General features: G+C 67.5%; 14 protein-coding genes. 6 read left to right on the forward strand and 8 right to left on the reverse strand.

What is annotated here, in order from left to right:
* Positions 1 to 292: 292 nt before the first annotated feature.
* The 7 genes from gyrA to dnaA all read right to left on the reverse strand — a co-directional run bounded on the left by gyrA (position 293) and on the right by dnaA (position 11,442).
* The gene (gene gyrA / locus ACQEU1_RS26725; protein ID WP_433207158.1) at positions 293 to 2,836 is read right to left on the reverse strand and encodes a DNA gyrase subunit A; all 2,544 of its coding nucleotides are present in this window, start codon (positions 2,834 to 2,836) and stop codon (positions 293 to 295) included.
* Positions 2,837 to 2,891: 55 nt separating this feature from the next.
* A complete protein-coding gene (gene gyrB, locus ACQEU1_RS26730) occupies positions 2,892 to 4,862 on the reverse strand; it encodes a DNA topoisomerase (ATP-hydrolyzing) subunit B (RefSeq protein ID WP_433207161.1) in 1,971 nt (656 codons plus the stop codon).
* Positions 4,863 to 5,111: 249 nt separating this feature from the next.
* On the reverse strand, positions 5,112 to 5,645 hold the full coding sequence (locus tag ACQEU1_RS26735) for a DUF721 domain-containing protein (RefSeq protein ID WP_382441344.1): 534 nt from the start codon (positions 5,643 to 5,645) through the stop codon (positions 5,112 to 5,114).
* A 118-nt stretch (positions 5,646 to 5,763) separates the two neighbouring features.
* The gene (gene recF, locus ACQEU1_RS26740) at positions 5,764 to 6,870 is read right to left on the reverse strand and encodes a DNA replication/repair protein RecF (protein ID WP_433207165.1); all 1,107 of its coding nucleotides are present in this window, start codon (positions 6,868 to 6,870) and stop codon (positions 5,764 to 5,766) included.
* A gap of 4 nt (positions 6,871 to 6,874) precedes the next feature.
* A complete protein-coding gene (gene gnd / locus ACQEU1_RS26745) occupies positions 6,875 to 7,789 on the reverse strand; it encodes a phosphogluconate dehydrogenase (NAD(+)-dependent, decarboxylating) (RefSeq protein ID WP_433207168.1) in 915 nt (304 codons plus the stop codon).
* Positions 7,790 to 7,833: 44 nt separating this feature from the next.
* Complete coding sequence (dnaN, locus tag ACQEU1_RS26750) at positions 7,834 to 8,958, reverse strand: DNA polymerase III subunit beta (protein WP_433207171.1); 1,125 nt, start codon at positions 8,956 to 8,958, stop codon at positions 7,834 to 7,836.
* An 873-nt stretch (positions 8,959 to 9,831) separates the two neighbouring features.
* The gene (gene dnaA / locus ACQEU1_RS26755; protein WP_433207174.1) at positions 9,832 to 11,442 is read right to left on the reverse strand and encodes a chromosomal replication initiator protein DnaA; all 1,611 of its coding nucleotides are present in this window, start codon (positions 11,440 to 11,442) and stop codon (positions 9,832 to 9,834) included.
* 348 nt (positions 11,443 to 11,790) lie between these two features.
* Here dnaA and rpmH point away from each other — a divergent pair, with 348 nt between their 5' ends.
* The 5 genes from rpmH to ACQEU1_RS26780 all read left to right on the forward strand — a co-directional run bounded on the left by rpmH (position 11,791) and on the right by ACQEU1_RS26780 (position 14,192).
* Positions 11,791 to 11,934, forward strand: a complete 144-nt coding sequence (gene rpmH, locus ACQEU1_RS26760; protein WP_030465619.1) for a 50S ribosomal protein L34 — start codon at positions 11,791 to 11,793, stop codon at positions 11,932 to 11,934.
* 74 nt (positions 11,935 to 12,008) lie between these two features.
* Positions 12,009 to 12,302, forward strand: coding sequence for a ribonuclease P protein component (gene rnpA / locus ACQEU1_RS26765; protein ID WP_433211790.1), 294 nt, complete (start codon positions 12,009 to 12,011; stop codon positions 12,300 to 12,302).
* Positions 12,299 to 12,556, forward strand: a complete 258-nt coding sequence (yidD, locus tag ACQEU1_RS26770) for a membrane protein insertion efficiency factor YidD (protein WP_030480223.1) — start codon at positions 12,299 to 12,301, stop codon at positions 12,554 to 12,556. The genes rnpA and yidD overlap by 4 nt, the downstream gene beginning before the upstream one ends.
* 5 nt (positions 12,557 to 12,561) lie before the next feature.
* Positions 12,562 to 13,605, forward strand: coding sequence for a membrane protein insertase YidC (yidC, locus tag ACQEU1_RS26775; RefSeq protein WP_433207179.1), 1,044 nt, complete (start codon positions 12,562 to 12,564; stop codon positions 13,603 to 13,605).
* A 29-nt stretch (positions 13,606 to 13,634) separates the two neighbouring features.
* The gene (locus ACQEU1_RS26780; RefSeq protein ID WP_382441337.1) at positions 13,635 to 14,192 is read left to right on the forward strand and encodes a protein jag; all 558 of its coding nucleotides are present in this window, start codon (positions 13,635 to 13,637) and stop codon (positions 14,190 to 14,192) included.
* A gap of 859 nt (positions 14,193 to 15,051) precedes the next feature.
* On the opposite strand, the gene ACQEU1_RS26785 is transcribed toward ACQEU1_RS26780, so the two are convergent.
* Complete coding sequence (locus ACQEU1_RS26785) at positions 15,052 to 15,492, reverse strand: protein-tyrosine phosphatase family protein (protein WP_433207183.1); 441 nt, start codon at positions 15,490 to 15,492, stop codon at positions 15,052 to 15,054.
* Between the two features lie 204 nt (positions 15,493 to 15,696).
* Here ACQEU1_RS26785 and rsmG point away from each other — a divergent pair, with 204 nt between their 5' ends.
* A complete protein-coding gene (gene rsmG / locus ACQEU1_RS26790) occupies positions 15,697 to 16,344 on the forward strand; it encodes a 16S rRNA (guanine(527)-N(7))-methyltransferase RsmG (protein ID WP_433211793.1) in 648 nt (215 codons plus the stop codon).
* The last annotated feature ends 106 nt before the right edge of the window (positions 16,345 to 16,450 follow it).

Here is a 16,450-nt window from a genome sequence, read left to right on the forward strand (position 1 = left end):
GGCCGGCTTCTCAGCAGGCTTTTCCGCGGCGGGCTTTTCCGCAGCGGCGGGTGCGGCGGCGACGGCCTCCTTGGCCTTCTCCGCCGACACCGGCTTGGTCTTGTCCTGCGCGGTTCCACCCGAGGAACCGGAGGCGGGTGCCGCGGCCGAGTCCGCCTTCTTCTCCGCCGGCTTCTGCGCGGAGTTCTGCGGAGTCGGCTTGGTGATGACCGCGGTCTTGTCCGCGTCCCGACCTTCGCGGTTCTCGGGTGGAGTCACGAGCTTGTCCTTGACCTCTCGCTAACGATTCCGACTACTCAGCCGAGTCGGTGGGGGTGGCTGCCTGGTCAGCGGCAGAGTCCTCCGCGGCAGACGTCTCACTGATAGTGACGTCGCTGGGCTCGTCCGCGTTGCGTGCGACGGCGATCAAAGTGGTGCTCTCGCCGAGGTTCATCAGCCGCACGCCCTTCGTCTGCCGTCCAGCCTTGCGCACCTGCTCGGCCTTGGTCCTGATGACCCCGCCGGTCGAGGTGATGGCGTAGAGCTCGTCGTCGACGTCGACGATGAGCGCGCCCACCAGCCTCCCACGTCGGCGGTCGTGCTGGATGGTCAGCACACCCTTGCCACCGCGACCCTGGACCGGGTAGTCCTCGATCGGCGTTCGCTTCGAGTACCCACCGTCCGTCGCGACCAAAACGAACAGGCCCTCCTGGACGACGCCCACGGAAAGCAGCTCGTCATCGGCGTTGAACCGCATGCCCTGCACACCTGACGTGGCGCGACCCATCGGGCGCAGCACGTCGTCGGTCGCGTGGAAGCGGATCGACTGGCCGTCGGCGGACACCATCAGCAGGTCGTCGTCGGCCGAGCAGAGCACCGCTCCGACCAGCTCGTCGTCCTCGCGCAGGTTGATGCCGATAAGACCACCCGATCGGTTGGAATCGAAGTCGACCAGCTTCGACTTCTTGACCAGGCCCTTGCGGGTGGCGAGCACGAGGTACGGCGACACCTCGTAGTTCTTGATCTGGATGACCTGCGCGATCTCCTCGTCCGGCTGGAACGCGAGGAGGTTCGCGACGTGCTGGCCGCGCGCGTTGCGGTTCGCCTCTGGCAGCTCGTACGCCTTCGTGCGGTACACCCGGCCCTTGTTCGTGAAGAACAGGATCCAGTCGTGCGTCGAGCACACGAAGAAGTGCGCGACGATGTCGTCCTGCTTGAGCTGTGCGCCCTGGACGCCCTTGCCGCCGCGCTTCTGCGCCCGGTAGAGGTCGGTCTTGGTGCGCTTCGCGTAGCCGGTGCGGGTGATCGTGACGACCACGTCCTCGACCGCGATCAGGTCCTCCATGGACACGTCGCCGTCGAACGGGATGATCTTCGTGCGGCGGTCGTCGCCGTACTTGTCCACGATGGCCAGCAGCTCCTCGCGCACGATGGCGCGCTGCCGCTCCGGCTTCTCGAGGATGTCCTTGAGGTCGGCGATCTCCAGCTCGATCTCGGCCAACTGGTCGATGATCTTCTGGCGCTCCAGGGCGGCCAGGCGGCGGAGCTGCATCTCCAGGATCGCGTTGGCCTGGACCTCGTCGACGTCGAGGAGGTCCATCAGGCCCTGGCGCGCGATGTCCGGCGTCTCGGACCGGCGGATCAACGCGATGACGGCGTCGAGCTGGTCGAGCGCCTTCACCAGTCCGCGCAGGATGTGCGCGCGCTCTTCGGCCTTGCGCAGGCGGAACCTGGTCCGGCGCTGGATGACCTCGATCTGGTGCTTCACGTAGTGGCGGATCATCTGGTCGATCCGCAACGTCCGCGGCACGCCGTCGACCAGCGACAGCATGTTCACGCCGAACGAGTACTGCAGCTGGGTGTGCTTGTAGAGGTTGTTCAGCACGACCTTCGCCACCGCGTCGCGCTTGAGCGTGATCACGATGCGCATGCCGATGCGGCGGTTCGACTCGTCGGCGATGTTCGCGATGCCGGTGAGCTTGGCGTCGCGCACCAGCGAGGCGATGTTCTCGACCAGGTTGTCCGGGTTGACCTGGTACGGCAGCTCGGTGACGACCAGGATCGTGCGGCCCTTGGCGTCCTCGTCCATCTCGACGACCGCGCGCATGCGGACCGAGCCACGACCGGTGCGGTACGCGTCCTCGATGCCGGACGTGCCGAGGATCTGGCCGTACGTCGGGAAGTCCGGGCCCTTGATCCGCGCGATCATCGCTTCGAGGGTCTCCTCGTCGGAGGCCTCGTAGTTGTCCAGCGCCCACACGACGCCGTCCGCGACCTCGCGGAGGTTGTGCGGCGGGATGTTCGTCGCCATGCCGACGGCGATGCCGGAGCTGCCGTTGATCAGCAGGTTCGGGATGCGCGACGGCAGGACGGTCGGCTCCTGGATGCGACCGTCGTAGTTGTCGCGGAAGTCGACGGTGTCTTCCTCGATGTCGGCCAGCATCTGCATGGCCAACGGCGAGAGCCGGCACTCCGTGTACCGCATGGCGGCGGCGGGATCGTTGCCGACCGAGCCGAAGTTGCCCTGGCCCTGGATCAACGGGTAGCGCAGCGCCCACGGCTGGGCGAGACGCACCAGCGCGTCGTAGATCGCCGAGTCACCGTGGGGGTGGTAGTTGCCCATCACGTCGCCGACGACGCGCGCGCACTTGTTGAAGCCGCGGTCGGGGCGGAAGCCGGAGTCGAACATCGAGTACAGCACGCGGACGTGCACGGGCTTGAGCCCGTCGCGCACGTCCGGCAACGCGCGTCCGACGATCACGGACATCGCGTAGTTGATGTACGAGTTCTGCATCTCCTGCTGGATCTCGACCGGCTCGATGCGGTCGTGGTCCGGCGGCAGAGTCGTCTCGCTCACTGTTCTCTTTCCTTCTCGCCAGAAACGCCAGGGTGCCTAAGAAGCGGGACCGGACTCAGATGTCCAGGAACTTGATGCTCTTGGCGTTGCGGGTGATGAACGAGCGGCGTGCTTCGACGTCCTCGCCCATGAGCACGCTGAACAGCTCGTCGGCGGTGGCCGCGTCGTCCATGGTGACCTGGCGCAGGATCCGGTTCGCCGGGTCCATCGTGGTCTCCCACAGCTCCTCGGCGTTCATCTCACCGAGACCCTTGTACCGCTGGATGTTGTCGTCCTTGCCGAGCTTCTTGCCGGACGCGATGCCGTCCTTGATCACGGCGTCGCGCTCGCGGTCGGAGTAGGCGTACTCCGGGTCCGTGCGCTGCCACTTGATCTTGTAGAGCGGCGGCTGCGCGAGGTAGACGTGGTTGTGCTCGATGAGCGGCTGCATGAAGCGGAACAGCAGCGTCAGCAACAGAGTGCGGATGTGCTGGCCGTCGACGTCGGCGTCGGCCATCAGCACGATCTTGTGATAGCGCAGCTTCGTCAGGTCGAACTCGTCGTGGATGCCGGTGCCGAGCGCCGTGATCAGCGACTGGACCTCGGTGTTCTTGAGGACGCGGTCGATGCGCGCCTTCTCCACGTTGATGATCTTGCCGCGGATCGGGAGGATGGCCTGGTACATGGAGTCCCGGCCCTCCTTGGCCGAGCCGCCTGCCGAGTCACCCTCGACGATGTAGAGCTCGCAGCGCTCCGGTTCGGTGGAGCGGCAGTCCTTCAGCTTGCCGGGCAGGCCGCCGATGTCGAGCGCACCCTTGCGGCGCACCAGTTCGCGGGCCTTGCGGGCGGCGATGCGGGCCTGCGCCGACGACACCGACTTGGTGACGATCGTCTTGGCCTCGTTGGGGTGGCGCTCGAACCAGTCGGCCAGGTGCTCGTTCGTCGACTTCTGCACGAACGACTTGGCCTCGCTGTTGCCCAGCTTGGTCTTCGTCTGGCCCTCGAACTGGGGCTCCTTCAACTTCACCGAGATGATCGCGGCGAGACCCTCGCGGATGTCGTCACCGGTGAGGTTGGCGTCCTTCTCCTTGAGCAGCTTCTTCTCGCGCGCGTACTCGTTGACGACACGGGTCAGCGCGGCGCGGAAGCCCTCCTCGTGGGTACCGCCCTCGTGCGTGTTGATCGTGTTCGCGAACGTGTAGACCGACGCGGTGTAGCCGGTGTTCCACTGCATCGCGACCTCGACCTGGAGGTCCTCCCCCTGCGCCTCGAAGCCGATCACCTTCTGGTGCACGGCCTCGCGCGTGTGGTTGATGTGGCGGACGAAGTCCTCCAGACCACCGGGGTAGTGGAACGTGCGCTCCTTGACGCCCGCCTTGTGGCCCTCGGCGTCGGCCTCCTCGTCCTCCGGCGAGACCCGCTCGTCGCGCAGGATGATCGTGATCCCCTTGTTGAGGAACGCCATCTCCTGCAGCCGGCGCGCGATCGTCTCGACGTTGTACTCGGTGGTCTCGAAGATCTCCGGGTCCGCCCAGAACGTGACGGACGTGCCGGTCTCCTCGGTCGGCTCGATCTGCTTCAACGCGTGCGCGGGCTTCGAGGCCTCGTAGCGCTGCGACCAGACGTAGCCGGCGTTCTTGATCTCCAGGTCGACGGCCGTGGACAGCGCGTTCACCACGGAGATGCCGACGCCGTGCAGACCGCCGGACACCGCGTAGGAGTCGCTGTCGAACTTGCCGCCCGCGTGCAGCTTGGTCATGACGACCTCGACGGTCGGGACGCCCTCGACCGGGTGGATGCCCGTCGGGATGCCGCGGCCGTCGTCGATCACCCGGACACCGCCGTTGGCCAGCAGGGTCACGTCGACCGTCGTCGCGTAGCCCGCCATCGCCTCGTCGACCGAGTTGTCCACAACCTCCTGGACCAGGTGGTGCAGACCGCGTTCACCGGTGGAGCCGATGTACATGCCCGGCCTCTTGCGCACTGCCTCAAGGCCTTCGAGGACGGTGATCGAGGACGCGTCGTACTGGTTCTTCTGAGCTGACACGGGCCTGGAGTCTCCTCGCTGATGCGGGCAGGACCCGCACGATGTTCCCCGACTGCTGGGATTGGGGTTGAAGCTCTCCCGTTGATTCTACCGGGGCACCCCGACAGAACGGGGTCAAGGACACCTTTGAATCGGTCACAGAGCGCCTCAAGCGGCGCCGGACGGGTCAGGACGGCTGAAACGGGGGTTTAAATCCCCAGGTGAACGCTCATTGAGCCACAGAACGGCCGCTGAGCGCCTCGCGCGACCTCACCCGTAGGTGTCACGCGGACCGCGCCCAGGCGCGTGCCTGGGGCCGTGTCGCCAGCTGGGAGCGTCCGGTCCCTTGATCTTGAGCCGTTTGACGACGCCGTTGCCCACACCCGCGGCGATCCGCTTGATCAGCTCGCGTTGCAGGAGGCGCAGCTGGGTGGCCCACGCCGTCGACGACGCCTGGACCGTCAGTTCCCCGTCACTGAGCGCGATCGGTTTCGCGTGCTCGGCGACGTCCTCACCCACCAATTTTGCCCAACGACCGAAGACCTGGCCACCCTGCAGCTGCTCCACCCAGCCGCGGTCCGCCGCGATCCTGGACGCGATCCGGCCGAGCGGCTGGGGGTCGCGGTCGTCGGGTCCCGGACCCGACCAACGGCGGCGCCGGCGCTGGACCGGACGGCCCTTCGCCTTGCTCCCCGGCACCCGCCCGCGGGCCTTCGCGGCCGCTTTCGCCGCCTCCAGAGCCGCCCGCGCGAGGTCCGAACCCTTCAGTGGCTCACCCTCAGGTGTGAATGAACCTGTGGACAAGTCCGGATTTGTGACGGAGTTATCCACACCATCCACAGACTTGTCCCCAGATGTGTGGGCGGACACACCCGATCGAGCTACATGTGGGGGCTTCGAACCCCCAGAGTCAGCCTCCGAGTCAGACACGCCGCACCTCCCCGCCGTGGACCTCGAACCGGGCACCGGTCAGCTCGTCCGGCACGTCCTCCGCCACCGCCGCGGTGATCAGCACCTGCTCGGCGGCGGCCGCCACCTTGGCCAGCTGCTGACGCCGGCCGCGGTCGAGCTCCGCGAACACATCGTCCAGCACGAGCACCGGTTCGATGCCGTCGACACGCATCAGCTCGTACCCTCCGAGCCTCAGGGCGAGCGCGAACGACCATGACTCTCCGTGACTGGCGTAGCCCTTCGCGGGGAGTTCGCCGAGCGTCAGGTCGAGGTCGTCCCGGTGGGGACCGACGAGGCACACGCCGCGTTCGATCTCCTGCTTGCGCACCCGGTCGAGCTCGGCCAGCAGCAGGTCCTCGATGCTCTCCCTGTCCTCCGGCAGGTCGCCGACGCTCGACCGGTACGAGATGAGCGCCGGACGTGACTCCGGCGCGACCTCCGCGTACGCCGAGGTCACGTGGTCCGCCATGTCGCGGACCAGCTTCAACCGCGCGGCCAGCAGCTCCGCGCCGTGCTTGGCGAGGTGCCCGTCCCAGACGTCGAGCGTCGAGAGGTCCGCCGACCGTGAATGCTTCACCGTCTTCAACAACGCGCTGCGCTGCTTGAGGACACGGTCGTAGTCGCTGCGAACACCCGCATAACGCGGTGCGCGCAGCACGAGCATCTCGTCGAGGAACCTGCGTCGGTCGCTCGGATCGCCTCTCACGAGAGAGAGGTCCTCCGGCGCGAACAACACCGTGCGAAGAATCCCCAGCACGTCGCGCGGACGTGGCACGGGACCCCGGTTGATCCGCGCCCGGTTCGACTTGCCGGCCGTGATCTCCAGTTCCACGAGCAGCTCGCGGTCCTCGTTGACCACGGCCGCCCGCACCACGGCGCGCTGGGCGCCGTGCCGGATCAGGGGTGCGTCGCTGGACACGCGGTGCGAACCCAGCGTCGCCACGTACCCGATCGCCTCGACCAGGTTCGTCTTGCCCTGGCCGTTGCGGCCGACGAGCACCGACGCGCCGGGGTCGAGCTCCAGGTCAGCGAGCTGCCACGAGCGGAAGTCGCTGACCTGGAGGTGTCTGACGTGCAACTCGTCAGCCCTGGGTGCTGCCGCCGCCGGACGACGGCCCGGCGAGGTGCACCGCGTGACCACCGAACTGGTTGCGCAGCGCGGCGACGGCACGCATCGCGGGCGAGTCCTCCTGCCGCGACTGGAACCGCGCGAAGAGCGCCGCGGAGATCACCGGGAGCGGCACCGCGTTGTTGATGCCCTCCTCGACGGTCCACCGGCCCTCGCCCGAGTCCTCGACGTACCCGCGCAGGTCGTCGAGCTCGGGGTCGGACTCCAGCGCGCGCACCAGCAGGTCGAGCAACCACGACCGGACGACGGTTCCCCGCTGCCACGCCGAGATGACCGCCGGCACGTTGTCCACGACGTCGGTCTTGTCGAGGAGCTCGAAGCCCTCGGCGTACGCCTGCATCAGGCCGTACTCGATGCCGTTGTGGACCATCTTCGAGTAGTGGCCGGCGCCGACCTTGCCCGCGTGCGCGAAGCCTTCCTCGCGCGGACCTTCCGGACGGAGCGCGTCGAAGATCGGCATGGCCTGCTCCACGTGCGCGGCGTCGCCGCCGACCATGAGCGCGTAGCCGTTCTCGAGGCCCCACACGCCACCGGACACACCGCAGTCGGCGTAGCCGATCCCCTTCTCCGCCAACAGGTCCGCGTGGATGCGGTCGTCGGTGAACTTGGAGTTGCCACCGTCGACGACGAGGTCGCCCTCCTCCAGCAGCTCGGACAGCTCCTTCACCGTGTTACGGGTGATGTCGCCCGCCGGCACCATGACCCACACGACGCGCGGCGTCTGGAGCTTGGACACCATGTCCGCCAACGACTCCGAGTCGCTGACCTCGGGGTTGCGGTCGTAGCCGATCACCTCGTGACCGGCCCGGCGCACCCGCTCGCGCATGTTGAAACCCATCTTGCCGAGGCCGACGAGTCCGAGCTGCACGGTGTTCTCCCCTACTACGTTTCTGTTCCCCGGTAAGGGTTTTCTCAGCCGGGAAGGCGAACGGGCATGAGCAGGTACAGGTAGCCCGGCGCCACGTTCCCATCCTCGTCCACCGGCTTCAGCAATGCCGGTCGGCTGGGTGTGGTGAAGGACAAGTGGACTTTCTGCGTGCGGACGGCACCGAGGCCGTCGAGCAGGTAGCCCGGGTTGAACGCGATGGTGACGGCCTCGCCGGTGTACTCGACCGGAAGTTCTTCCTCCGCAGAGCCTTCGTCGTCGCCACCGGCAGAGAGGCGCAGCCCGCCGTCGACGAACTCGAGGCGCACCTGCGTGCCGCGCTCGGCGACGAGCGACACGCGCTTGATCGCCTGCTGCAGCGCGTCGATGTCCATGATGGCCGCGGCGCTGTGCTCGGAGGGCAACAACTGGCGGTACTTCGGGAAGTCCGCGTCGAGCAGGCGGGTCGTCGTGCGCTTGCCGGAACCGGAGAGACCGAGCAGTCCGTCGTTGGCGGCGAGCGACATCTCGACCTTGCCGCCGGACGAGCCGAGCGTCTTGGCCGCGTCGCCGAGCGTGCGGGCCGGGACGAGGACGGCGACCTCGCCGAGGGAGGCGTCGGGCTCCCACGGGAACTCGCGCATCGCGAGGCGGAAGCGGTCGGTGGCGACGAGCGTCAGCTTGCCCTCGCCGATCTCGACGCGGACGCCGGTCAGCATCGGCAGCGTGTCGTCCTTGCCGGCCGCGACGGCGACCTGGCTGACGGCCTCGCCGAAGATCTCGCCGGGCAGCTCACCGATCAACTGCGGCATGGACGGGAGAGCCGGGTAGTCCTCGACCGGCATGGTCGGGAGGCTGAACCTGGCGCTGCCACAGCTGATCATCATGCGAGCGCCGTCGACCGCGATCTCGACGGGGTGGTTCGGGAGCGCCTTGGTGATGTCGGCGAGAAGACGCCCGGAGACCAGAGCGCGGCCCCCGTCGGCGATCGTCGCGGGAACACCGACCTGAGCCGAGACCTCGTAGTCGAACCCGGAGACCGTCAGCGAATCGTCCGACTCCGCGTCGAGCAGCACGCCGCCCAGCACGGGAACCGGCGGACGGGACGGAAGGCTGCGAGCGACCCAGGCGACAGCGTCGGCCAGGCCGTCGCGTTCGACGCGGATCTTCATGAGGCGTCCTTTCCTCGACAGTCGACAAGCCCAACCACGACAACGTGCCAGTGGGGGTTAGGGAGCCTCGACCCTCGGCTGCCCGAGGTGCGGAGCAACCACGTTAGAGCGTCCTGGCCCTTCCCGTCACTTCGGGGTTCGGGCACCGATCCCCGGGAACCATCCACGCTGTTTTGCTTTTGAAGATCTTCCTTGAAGAGATCCAACAGCAGTAACAGTAAGGGCTGTGGATTGTGGGGACAGGTGTTAAACGCCCAGGTCAAGGTGTCACCCACCATGTGGACTAAGGGGGGATGGCACCCGGGGACAGATCGACGCACCCGGGGACAGCCAGTTGTGCACAGCTCTCGATCCACAGATCGTCCACAGTTGTCCCCGGGTGCGTCCCCGGGTGCGGGCCAGTTGTACCCGGGTGTTCAACAGGCTTCCGTGGCCAGATCGTGGCCGGGGCCACAGACTTTTCCAGTTGTCCCCACCCCTTCGAGTGCAGGGGGTGAACAGAAAGCCTCGCCGCGTGGCCGATCCGGCGTCGTTCACCTGGGTCCGTGCGGCGCTCGTGGTGGTGGTTGGGCACGCACGTACCGATGCACTCCCATAAGTACGGCCAAGTCGTAGCGAGGTGGTGGCCGGTCGGGTCGTGGTCGCGTCCCCGGGTGCTCGCCGTCGGCCCGCGCCGCCGTCCCCGGGTGGCCGTCGTCGGCCGGTTCTTCGCCGCAGGACGACCGTCGGCGGGTCGTGGCGTCTCCCCGGGTGTTCGCCGTCGCGCCGCCCGGTCGCGTCCGGCGGGCCGGCCGGCTCCGTTCGCCGTCCCCGGGTGCGAACGAAAAAGGGGCCCTCCGCGGTGGAGGACCCCTTCGTGGCTACCCGGGTGGATCAGGGAGCGTGGCGAGCGCGCTGCTTGATCCGCGACGTCAGTTCCTGGACCTGGTCGTAGATCCGCCGGCGCTCCGCCATCTCCTTGCGGATCTTCTTGTCCGCGTGCATGACGGTCGTGTGGTCGCGGCCGCCGAACGTCTGGCCGATCTTCGGCAGCGACAGGTCGGTCAGCTCGCGGCACAGGTACATGGAGATCTGCCGGGCCTGGGCGAGCGCCTTCGTCTTGCCGGGGCCGCACAGGTCGTCGATCGAGACGCCGAAGAACTCCGCGGTGACCGCCATGATCGTCGGAGCGGTGATCTCCGGCGCGTGCGAGTCGGGGATCAGGTCGCGCAGCACGATCTCGGCGAGCTGGATGTCGACCGGCTGGCGGTTGAGCGACGCGAACGCCGTGACGCGGATGAGCGCGCCTTCGAGCTCGCGGATGTTCCGCTCTATCCGGGAGGCGATGAACTCCAGCACGTCGGCGGGAGCCGCGAGCCGGTCCTGGGCCGCCTTCTTGCGCAGGATCGCGATCCGCGTCTCCAGCTCAGGCGGCTGGATGTCCGTGATCAGGCCCCACTCGAACCGCGTGCGCAGGCGGTCTTCCAGCGTCTCCAGCCGCTTGGGCGGCCGGTCGCTCGACACCACGATCTGCTTGTTCGTGTTGTGGAGCGTGTTGAACGTGTGGAAGAACTCCTCCTGCGTACCTTCCTTGCCCTCCAGGAACTGGATGTCGTCGACGAGCAGCACGTCGATGTCCCGGTAGCGGCGCTGGAAGGCGACCTTGCGGTCGTCGCGCAGCGAGTTGATGAAGTCGTTGGTGAACTCCTCGGTCGACACGTACCGCACGCGCATGCCGGGGAACAGGCGCTGGGCGTAGTGCCCGACGGCGTGCAGCAGGTGCGTCTTGCCGAGGCCGCTCTCACCCCAGATGAAGAGCGGGTTGTACGCGCGGGCAGGAGCCTCGGCCACCGCGACGGCCGCGGCGTGCGCGAACCGGTTCGAGGCGCCGATGACGAACGTGTCGAAGTTGTACTTCTCGTTCAGGCGCGTCTGCGACGGCGACGGGTTCGCGGGCCGCGTGTACGGCAGGTTCGCGTTCGGCGTCACCGCGGTCGCTGTGCTCGCGGCGTTGTACGTGGGCCAGATCTCGGAGACGGCGGCGAGCGCGTCGCCGGCCTCGTCCACCTCTTCTTCAGCGGTTTCCGCGGTCGTCGCGACCTGCTCGTCCGTGATCACGGGGCCGGGCGTGTCGCCGTTCGGGATCACCGGCATGACCGGTGCGACGGGCGGGATGACCTGCTGCTGGATCGCCTGCACGGAGATCGGCGTGGTCGGCGGGCTGATCGGCGCCGCCGGCGGTTCCGGGGAGTCGACCTTCACCGCCAGCGAGACGGACCGGCCGAGCCTGCGGGACAGCGCGTCGGTGATCGGATCGCGCAACGCACGTTCGATCGCTTCCTTCGCGAAGTCGCTCGGAGCAGCGAGCAGTGCCGTTCCATCCAGCAAACCGATCGGACGGGTGACCCTCATCCACGCGCGCTGCTGAGGGGACAGGTGGCTGGTCGCCAACTCCTGCACCACCTCGGCCCACACGAGACCAAGATCGACCTGCTGGTTCGACACCTCCGCGCTCCCCTCCCCTCCGCCGGAGCCCAAGACTCCACATGTGGACACGGAGAATAGAGGTATCCACAGAGTTATCCACAACTGTGCACTAAAAGGTGCGTTGTGTTGCCGGTGCGATGGCGGCTCCCACGCCGGCCCGGCACGCGCGAGGGGAGAACGGTAACAAGGCCCGGCACGCCTCACAAGACGTGGCCTGGGGCACCCCGATTTGGTTCCGGCACCCGGGCGTGCGTACCCTCAGAGGAGTCTCCCGCTTGCGACGGGCGCCTTTCGCGCGCCTACGTCCACTGCCGTCGGGGACGACCACACAGGCTTTGTCAGCAGTGAAGCACCGGGAGACCGACCGTGAGCAAGGGTAAGCGCACCTTCCAGCCCAACAACCGCCGCCGCGCGAAGACGCACGGCTTCCGGCTGCGCATGCGGACCCGCGCCGGCCGCGCCATTCTGGCCGCGCGCCGCAGCAAGGGCCGTGCCACTCTGTCCGCCTGACAGCGGCTGGTAAGCGCAGCGTCGTCGTGCTCCCACCGGCCGCCCGGCTCACCCGCAGCCAGGACTTCGGCCTGGTGGTCCGCCGAGGCCGCCGCGCCGGACGACCCCGGTTGGTCGTCCACGTCTTGAAGCCCGACGTGCCCACCTTGGATTCGTCCAAGGTGGGCTTCGTCGTGAGCAAGGCAGTTGGCAACTCGGTGGTCCGCCACCGCGTGTACCGCCGCCTGCGCCACGTCGTGCGCCCGTCGTTGGCAGAGATGCCGCCGGGAACTCTCGTCGTGGTGCGCGCGTTGGCACCAGCAGCCGAAGCGACGAGCTCGGAGCTCGCCGCTGACTTCTCTTCCGCTCTGCGCAAGGTGCTGCGATGACCACGTTGCCCGCGAAGGTCGCGCTGCTGCCGGTGCACTTCTACCGGAAGTTCATCTCGCCGCTGCTGCCGCCGACCTGTCGCTTCTACCCGAGCTGCAGCGCGTACGCGGTGGAGGCGTTGACCGTCCACGGTGCGTTGCGAGGAACCTGGCTGACCATCCGCCGGTTGCTGCGCTGCGGACCCTGGCACCCTGGAGGCCTGGACCCCGTTCCGCCGAGGCGGCAGGTCCCCGACGTATCCACCGAGGAGTAGCTCCCGTGCTCAACTTCATCTACTACCCGGTGTCCTTCATCTTGTGGTGTTGGCACTGGGTGTTCGGCAAGGTCTTCGGTGAAGCGAGCGGGTTCGCCTGGGCGCTGGCCGTGATCTTCCTGGTCTTCACCCTCCGCGCCATCCTCTTCAAGCCGTTCGTCGGCCAGGTGCGCTCCATGCGGCGGATGCAGGAGTTCGCCCCGGAGATGCAGAAGATCAAGAAGAAGTACCCGAACGACCGCCAGCGCCAGGCTCAGGAGATGCAGAAGCTGCAGTCCGAGCACGGCGTCAACCCGCTCGGCGGCTGCCTGCCGATGCTGGTGCAGATCCCGGTGTTCATCGGTCTGTTCCACGTGCTGCGCTCGTTCAAGCCCGGCTGGGGCGAGGTCTACTTCTTCGACAAGCAGGGCGTCGACTCGTTCGTCAACGCCAAGCTCTTCGGCACGAACCTCTCGACGTTCATCACGATGCCGGCCGAGCAGCTCCAGCAGTACGGCACCGAGCGCCTGAACGTCATCCTGCTGTCGGTGCCGCTGATGATCGTGGCGTCCATCGCCACCCACTTCACGGCCCGCCACTCGGTCGCCCGCCAGAACCAGGCCGCGCTGGACAACCCCCAGACCGCCATCATGAACAAGCTGACGCTCTGGATCTTCCCCCTGGGCGTCCTCGCCGGCGGCTTCTTCTTCCCCGTCGCCATCCTCCTCTACTGGCTGTCCAACAACGCGTGGACGCTCGGCCAGCAGCACTTCGTCTACAAGCGCATCGACGCCGAAGAGGAAGAGAAGAAGGCCACGGTCGTCGAAACCCGCCAGGCCCTCGCCCCCAAGCCGGGCGCCAAGCCGGTCAACCCGAAGAAGCCCGCCCCCGGCGCCAAGCCGGCCAACGGCGCGAAGCGCATGCCGACCGCGGGCCCGACCGGCCCCGCGAAGTCCAAGCCTTCCTCGCCTTCTTCGGACTCCGCAGGCACCAACGGCAACACCGAGATCCCCGGCCTGACCCCAGGCCGATCCACCAGCAAGAAGCCGGGCAGCAAGAAGCGCCGCTGATTTCGGGCGCAGCCCGGAGAGGAGAAATCGTGTCGGAGACCTTGCAGGCGACCGACGACGTCGAGGCGTCGTCGGAGGCCTCGGCCGAGACCACGGCAGAGCCGCAGTCGCAGAGCAAGACCGAAGACCTGCTCGTCCAGGAAGGCGACATCGCAGGCGACTACCTGGAGCGCCTGCTCGACCTGCTCGACTACGACGGCGACATCGACCTCGACGTCGAGAGCGGCCGAGCCATCGTCAGCATCGACGGCGGCGAAGACCTCGCCAAGCTGGTCGGCCCCCGAGGCAACGTCCTCGAGTCCCTCCAGGAACTCACCCGCCTCGCAGTCCAGCAGGAAACGGGAGTCCGCTCCCGCCTCATGCTGGACATCGCCCAGTGGCGAGCAGGCCGCCGAGCAGAACTGGCAGAGATGGGCCGCACCACCGCAGAGAAGGTGGCGGCCTCAGGCGAACGAGCCCGCCTCCACCCCATGACCCCCTTCGAGCGCAAGGTGGTCCACGACGCCGTCGCCTCGGTGGCGGGAGTGCACAGCGAAAGCGAAGGCGAAGAGCCGCAGCGCCGGGTAATCATCTTCCCGAAGCCCTAACGCCCCAAGCCCACAACGGCCCCTGGTTCCAACCGGAACCAGGGGCCGTTTGCTGTCCGCAGAAAGGTGCGGAGGGAGGGCACGGAGGGAGGGGCCGGGAGCGCCAAGGGAAGGAGAGACGAGAGGGAGCGGAGGGCGAAGGCGAGGCGAGAGGGAGAGCAAGGGCGGCGAGAGGGCCGTGAGGGAGGGGGCGCCGGGACAGAGGTGGCGGGGTGAGAGAGCGAGGCAAGAGGGGCGAGATGGCGAGCGAGCGGGCGGGCGAGATGCGGAAGGCGGGGCGAGAGTCCGAGAGCGGAGGCGGCAGGCGCGAAGCCGAAAGGGGGACGCGGAGCGCGCGATGCAGAGGCAGCGCGGATGGAGAAACCCAGGGGCGGCCGACGCGTCTCGCGTGCGTTGAGCGGACGTGCGATGCGGTCTTCCAGCCGCAGTCGCCAACGCAAGGCGACCACCGTCTTGGCCCGGCGCGCGCACCCAACCGGACAGCCGTCAACGCACCTCAACCACGTACGAGTCCTGGCGTGGCGAAGCCGAAGGCGAGCCCGAACGGGCTGATCCCACTCCGGTCAGCGGTCGAACCCACCGACTGCGATTGGGGCTTTACCTTGAGGGGGCGGGATGCCAACCTGTCCGGTCCGGCCGGGGCGCTCTATCACCCCGGCTTTGAGGCCGCGAATGCATCCCGCCAGAGGCTCAAGGTCAAGCCCCAATCGCCACCCCGCACTTCGGCAGGACCCACGCAAACACCCTCGTAACCGCAGCCCGACCAAGCGAACGCAACCCGCCACCCAAACCAAGCGAACGCAACCGCAAGCCGAACCAAGCGAACACAACCACAGCCCAACCCCAAAAGCGCAACAGCTCATGTTCCACGTGAAACCCACCAGCTATCGAGCCAGGACGCCTGCTCCTCCGTATCAGGCACCGCTCGCCCCCGAGCCGAAGCGATCAACCGCCACGCCTCCCCCGGCGGCACCCCATCCATCCCCAACAACAACCCAGCCAACAACGAAGACCGCCCAACCCCGGCCCAGCAGTGGAACACCACATGCGCCCCACCCCGATACGCCTCATAGACCGGCCGCACGAAAGCAACCGCAGCCGACACCTCAGGCACGGCCCGATCAGGAATCGGGAAGCACAAGTACTGGATGCCGGCGGCAACCACCACTCGCTCCTCATCCAGCAGATCGCACTCGACCCGCTCCGAGTGGGTCTGCAGAGACACGAGGACATCCACCCCGGCAGCACTCAGCGCGCGAATCTTCGACACGAGGAGCGAGCCGCCGGCGGGATGCGCCATCGTTGAGAGGGTGCCGGGCGCCGGGTGGGCGACGGTGTAGAGGCGCGGCTGCAACTTTCCCCCAAGTTTCACGTGAAACGGCGCTCAGGATTTGGCGTCGTGGACGGTCGATCCGTCATGATGGTGCTCTGGCATTCGCCAGCTTTTCCACCGGCCGCTGGACACTGCCGCCGCGTGGTTTCACGTGAAACGCGGATGGAGAACATGGCCGGGGAGTTGCCGGAGAACGCGAAGCTCGTTTTTGGTGAGCATGTGGATCGTGCCGCTGAGTTTGTCAGGCTGCTGGAGGACCATGGCGTTGAGCGTGGGCTCATCGGTCCTCGGGAGGTCGAGAAGATCTGGGATCGGCACGTGCTCAACTCGGCGGTGATCGAGGAGCTCTTCAAGCCGAACGAGCGGGTGGTGGACGTGGGCTCCGGCGCTGGACTGCCTGGGGTGCCGCTCGCCATCGCGCGGCCCGATCTGCGGATCACGCTTCTCGAGCCGATGGCGCGTCGCATCGCCTGGCTTGAAGAGGTGAAGGAACGGCTCGCGCTCGACAACGTGACGGTGTTGCGCGGCCGGGCGGAGGAAGGGCCGATTCGCAAGCAGTTGCTCAACTGCGACGCGGTCACCGCTCGGGCCGTGGCGCCGTTGGAGAAGTTGGCGCGGTGGTGCCTGCCGTTGCTGAAGGGCGGCGGGCGGATGGTGGCGCTCAAGGGCGAGCGCGCTGAGGAAGAGCTGGAACGCGACGGCGCGGCTGTGGCCAAGGCTGGGGGCGCCAATGCCGAGGTTGTCGTCGTCGGAGCTGACGTACTTGAGGTGCCTACGACGGTGCTCATCATCGAGCGCCAGACGAGGAGGGATCGGTGAGCGTGTACCCGGAGTTTCAGGCTGCTGACGCTGCCAGGGCTGCCGATGTTCCACGTGAAACTGCGCCCTCCAAACCCAAAGCCAAGCCGACCAACAACGGAGATGA

The organism is Lentzea sp. CA-135723 (assembly GCF_050936595.1).
Lineage (GTDB): Bacteria > Actinomycetota > Actinomycetes > Mycobacteriales > Pseudonocardiaceae > Lentzea.

Bases quoted from the DNA above. Each gene is read 5' to 3' on its own strand.
- dnaN (WP_433207171.1), bottom strand. From the start codon at position 8,958: ATGAAGATCCGCGTCGAACGCGACGGCCTGGCCGACGCTGTCGCCTGG.
- yidD (WP_030480223.1), top strand. From the start codon at position 12,299: ATGACCACGTTGCCCGCGAAGGTCGCGCTGCTGCCGGTGCACTTCTAC.
- rsmG (WP_433211793.1), top strand. From the start codon at position 15,697: ATGGCCGGGGAGTTGCCGGAGAACGCGAAGCTCGTTTTTGGTGAGCAT.
- ACQEU1_RS26785 (WP_433207183.1), bottom strand. From the start codon at position 15,492: ATGGCGCATCCCGCCGGCGGCTCGCTCCTCGTGTCGAAGATTCGCGCG.